Source organism: Vibrio sp. 1401 (assembly GCF_033340295.1).
In genome coordinates, this window is sequence record NZ_JAWOWF010000292.1 from 1 (window position 1) to 759 (window position 759).

Annotated in this window: 1 pseudogene; it reads left to right on the plus strand. The window is 45.5% G+C overall.

The features are described from left to right. Positions 1-759 (plus strand): annotated as a pseudogene (locus R7Z77_RS25190) (hypothetical protein); the annotation flags it as partial.

Here is a 759-nt window from a genome sequence, read left to right on the forward strand (position 1 = left end):
CAAGCAGGTTACCGACGATGTTGCTTTAGTTCGTAGTTACACGCATGTCCCCTCTGAGCCAAGTCTAGATCAAAAAATCGTTGTCGAGTTTGCAGGGCAGTGGTCTAGCAACGCGGCATGTTTGATGTTGGGAAAAACGGAAGCTCAAAAAGAAAAAGTGACTGTAGGCAAGGCTGATACCGAGAACAAACACCGTAGCCTTGCAACGTTTAAAGAGCTGGATGCTGAAGGCAAAACGCTTTATATCAAAATCCCTTGTTCCGACCAGCCTCAGCCAATCTTGCTTAAACTCGCCGAAGATTTGCAACCCGTTGATAAAGAGACTCAGATGGATGAGTGGGACAACGTGTTGGTGCCAGTAGTTCCAGTTCATAAGAGTGATTCAGGGTATGTATCTATCGATCGCGGTTATATTTATGTCGTTTGGCAATCAGAAGTTTGGCGAGAAATCCAAGTTCAAAACGACGGACGCTTTTCTGATGTCGATCTATCACTCTACCAAAGCACTAAGTCCTCGCCTCAAAGATCAGTCGATATTAGCTTATATGACGAAGACTCCGAAGCATTTCTGTCAGGGGAAGCGTTTCAGTTGTACCAAGACGGTAAAAAAGTCTTTGAGGGTGTGTTGGACGAATATGCTTGCGCCCGTGTTTTTGGTCTTACTGCAGAAGAAGTTGAGGTAGTGGTTGCGGGTTGGCCCAACGAAGGCGAAACATACACAGAATTACTTCAAACCGAATTGAGTCCATTTAAGGCTGG